Origin of the sequence: Mycobacterium sp., from assembly GCF_049281135.1 — a bacterium.
GTDB lineage: Bacteria > Actinomycetota > Actinomycetes > Mycobacteriales > Mycobacteriaceae > Mycobacterium.
This window is the reverse complement of record NZ_JBAPRN010000795.1, coordinates 1-3394: the sequence shown is the minus strand read 5'-3', so window position 1 is coordinate 3394 and position 3394 is coordinate 1. Positions and strand designations below refer to the sequence as shown.

The following is a 3394-nucleotide window of genomic DNA, read 5'->3' as shown; positions in this document are numbered from 1 at the left end:
ACTCGCGCCGCACTTCCCTCGAAAACGGATATCCACTCGGCATGGCAACCCCTCAAATCACGGATGTTGCACTGACCGTATGAATCCGCCCGGCGTGTCTTCGCTGACGTTTACGTGTCGCGGGACGAGCGACCCAGTCACGGGCCAGCGGCGGACGCTAGTCCCGTATGCGTAGGACGACTTTGCCTTTGGCGGTGCGATTCTCCAACGACGCGATCGCGGCGGCCGCCTCGTCGAGCGGGTAGACCACCGGCTCCGGGGGAGCCAGCCGACCCGAGGCGAGTAGTTGCTCGACTGCCGCCCACTGCTCAGACAGCGCACCGGGGTGTGTGCCGGCCCAGGCGCCCCAGCCGACACCGACTACGTCAATGTTGTTCAGTAGCAGCCGATTAACTTTCACGGTGGGTATGTCACCGCCGGTGAAGCCGATCACCAGCAGCCGCCCCCCGGGAGTAAGCGAGCGCAGCGAGTCGGTGAACCGGTCGCCGCCGACCGGGTCGACCACCATGTCGACCCCGCGGCCATCCGTCAATTCTTTTACTGTGTCCTTGAACCCGTCGGCCAGCACGACGTCCGTCGCGCCGGCTGCCCTCGCGACCTCGCCCTTGTCCGGAGTACTGACCACCGCGATGACGCGGGACGCCCCGAGCGCCGTCGCCAACCGCAGCGTGGACGTGCCGATCCCACCGGCTGCCCCGTGCACCAGCACCGTCTCGCCGGATTGCAATCGGCCACGGCCAATCAGCCCGAAGTACATGGTCAGGTCGTTGAACAGCAGCCCGGCGCCTGCCGTGAAACTCACGTTGTCCGGCAGCTTGAACACACGATCCGGTGCCACCACCGCGACTTCGGCCATGCCGCCGGTGAGCATGGTCAGGCCGACAACCCTGTCGCCGGGACGCACATGGACACCGTCGGGCGCCGATCGGACCACCCCGGCGATCTCGCCGCCGAGCACAAACGGCGGATCCGGTTTGTACTGATAGAGGCCGCGGGTGAGCAGCGCATCGGGGAAAGCCGCACCCGCCGCGTGTACGTTGACGACCACGCCGTCGCCGGTCGGTTCGTCGATCTCGCCAACCTCGACCGCGTCCGGACCATCAAGTCGAGTCAACTGTGCTGCGCGCATGCCAGATGAGCCTACTGACCCTCAGAACCCGTCGGCGACGCGCACCACGGCACGCCCGGAGAACGCTCTCGCGCGCACCTGGTCGAGGACCGCGACCACGTCTTTCACGTCGACCTCGGTGGTGATCGCATCGAGATGCCGGGGCCGCAGCGAGTCGCCAAGACGCGCCCACAGCTCGCCGACATCGCACTCGACAGCGAGACTCGTGAGCAGCTGAACGCGATCGCCGCTTAGCCGCCGCGGCGCTTAGATTTTCGTCCCGGTGGTTGGCGCTGAAGTACGTGAGTCAGCCCATCGATGATCAGTTCAAGTCCAAAAGCGAATTCATCGTCCAAGGGCACCGGGAGGCTATCCGCGACGCTGATGGTCGCGGGGAACATGCGTGGGTCCAGCTCATGGAAAACCTGGTTTAGCCTCGCGTCATCACGGCCGCCGCGGGTGCTGGTGATCTGGATGGCAAAACCCAAGATGTAACGGGCCAGCGTCGCATAGGACAGTGCCGCGAGCTCGGGCGGGAATCCGTTGTCGAGCAGGATACTGATCAAACCTTCTCGTGCGGCCATCGCGTTCGGTCCCAGCGGTACATCTTCAGCCAGCAGCGGCGCGACGTTGGGGTGGCGGCGCAGCGCGTCAAACATGGCGCGGGCAGCCGTTTTTCCCGCTTCCTGCCAAGCCATCGTGCGCAGTTGCGCGACATCCAGCTCGACGCCGCCGAACACCCGGTCGACGACGTGGGCGATCAAGTCTGCTCGACTACCGAAGTGCCGATACAGCGTCGCCGTCCCGGAATTAAGGGCCTGCGCAAGCGTTCGCATGGACAAGGCCTCGGCTCCGTCGTCGTCGACGATTTGCAGCGCGGTCGTGACAATGCGATCCAGCGGGATGGCGGGGCGGCCGGGGGAGCGACGGTTCTCCTGTTGATGGCTGGAGGTCACGGGCCTAAGTATGGCGGCTCTTGACAGGCAGTGCAATAACGGTAACACTGTATCCAATATTAACGAACGAGGACGGTCCACCATGCTGCTTCCACTCGCAACCGAGCCCTTCACGGTGCCCACCGACCGCGACATGCTGCCTTCGGAGCGGCGTGCTTTCGTGCGTACCCACCGCACCTGCGTGTACGGCTACCGGCGGTTACACGACGGGCCGGCGATGTCGATCGTGTACTACATCCCCACCGACGACGACGAATTGCTGGTGTCCACCATGGCGCCGCGCGGCAAGGCTAAAGCCGTTGCACGCGACGGCAAAGTGAGTCTCTGCGTGCTCGATGAGCATTGGCCGTTCGCCTATCTGCAGGTGTATGCGGATGCAACCGTGGAGCGGGATCGCGACTTGGTGGTCGACGTCATGATGGCCGTCGCCGGCCGAATGTCCGGCGAACCGCTCGGTGAGGAAGCCCGCCCGTTCGTTGAGGCAATGGCTGAGCAGGAGGACCGCGTCGTCGTACGCTGCCGGCCCTACGAGACCTTTGCCCAGCCGCCGCGGCATCTGCACCACAACGACCAGGAAGAGCAGATCACCCATTGGGTATCGGCCACCGTCCCGTGGGACGCGCCGGACCCGATGTGAAACCGATGCCTCGTAGCCCAGCTTCGCTCCGAGGCGGCCCCGATATCGCCAGGCTTTTGGGCAGGTGCGTCTCACAGCACACCAATTCGTGGAGATAACGCTGGTGGATGTCCGGTGCCCCCGCGCCGGTGATGTCGTCGATGTAGCGAGCCCGCACCGTCGGTTAGGTGCTATTTGTCAGCCGAGCGACGACCCGAATGGCGCCGCGACTGGCGGTGTGGCGAATCCGCTGCACGACTGACTGCGAAATGGGTTGCGGCGCAGCGCCAAGTCGGGGGAACAACGCCAAAGCGTTCGTACGCTCGATTGCATCGCGGGTCGCGGCGTCGAGCGCCGGATAGGTCTCCAGCCCGGCCGCGAACAGCTTTCCTACGGTGACGGGGCCAAACGGCCAATCCGATCCGAAGGTGATGTGGCCCGGTTTGGCGAAAGCCAGCAGGGTGGGCAACGCGGCTGCGCTGGACGTCAGCGCGGTGTCGAAATAGAAGCTGGCGAAGTCGTCGAGGACGTCGGCCCAGCTACGGCCGGTGTCAGCCGTGATGGCCAGAGCCATCCGATGACTGGCATACGGTACAAAACCGCCGCCATGACTGAGGATGAACCGGATGTTGGGGTAGCGGGTTCGAATGCCATTGCGCACCAGGAGGTACGCCGCGCGGGTGGTGTCAAGCAGAAAGTCGGTGGCCCACGGGG

The 3394-nt window shown here is 64.9% G+C and carries 4 protein-coding genes and 1 pseudogene; 1 reads left to right on the top strand and 4 read right to left on the bottom strand.

Annotated features, from left to right (window positions below; translation table 11 throughout):
• Window positions 1-157: 157 nt before the first annotated feature.
• The 3 genes and pseudogenes from WAN02_RS31545 to WAN02_RS31535 form a co-directional block, all read right to left on the bottom strand.
• On the bottom strand, window positions 158-1129 hold the full coding sequence (locus tag WAN02_RS31545) for an NADPH:quinone oxidoreductase family protein (protein ID WP_422269289.1): 972 nt from the start codon (window positions 1127-1129) through the stop codon (window positions 158-160).
• A 21-nt stretch (window positions 1130-1150) separates the two neighbouring features.
• Window positions 1151-1303, bottom strand: a pseudogene (locus tag WAN02_RS31540) (oxidoreductase); the annotation flags it as partial.
• A 56-nt stretch (window positions 1304-1359) separates the two neighbouring features.
• Window positions 1360-2007, bottom strand: coding sequence for a TetR/AcrR family transcriptional regulator (locus tag WAN02_RS31535; protein ID WP_422269290.1), 648 nt, complete (start codon window positions 2005-2007; stop codon window positions 1360-1362).
• Between the two features lie 139 nt (window positions 2008-2146).
• Here WAN02_RS31535 and WAN02_RS31530 point away from each other — a divergent pair, with 139 nt between their 5' ends.
• Window positions 2147-2701, top strand: coding sequence for a pyridoxamine 5'-phosphate oxidase family protein (locus tag WAN02_RS31530; RefSeq protein ID WP_422269288.1), 555 nt, complete (start codon window positions 2147-2149; stop codon window positions 2699-2701).
• A gap of 163 nt (window positions 2702-2864) precedes the next feature.
• On the opposite strand, the gene WAN02_RS31525 is transcribed toward WAN02_RS31530, so the two are convergent.
• A partial coding sequence (locus WAN02_RS31525) for an amidohydrolase family protein (protein WP_422269287.1) occupies window positions 2865-3394 on the bottom strand: 530 nt, incomplete at its 5' end.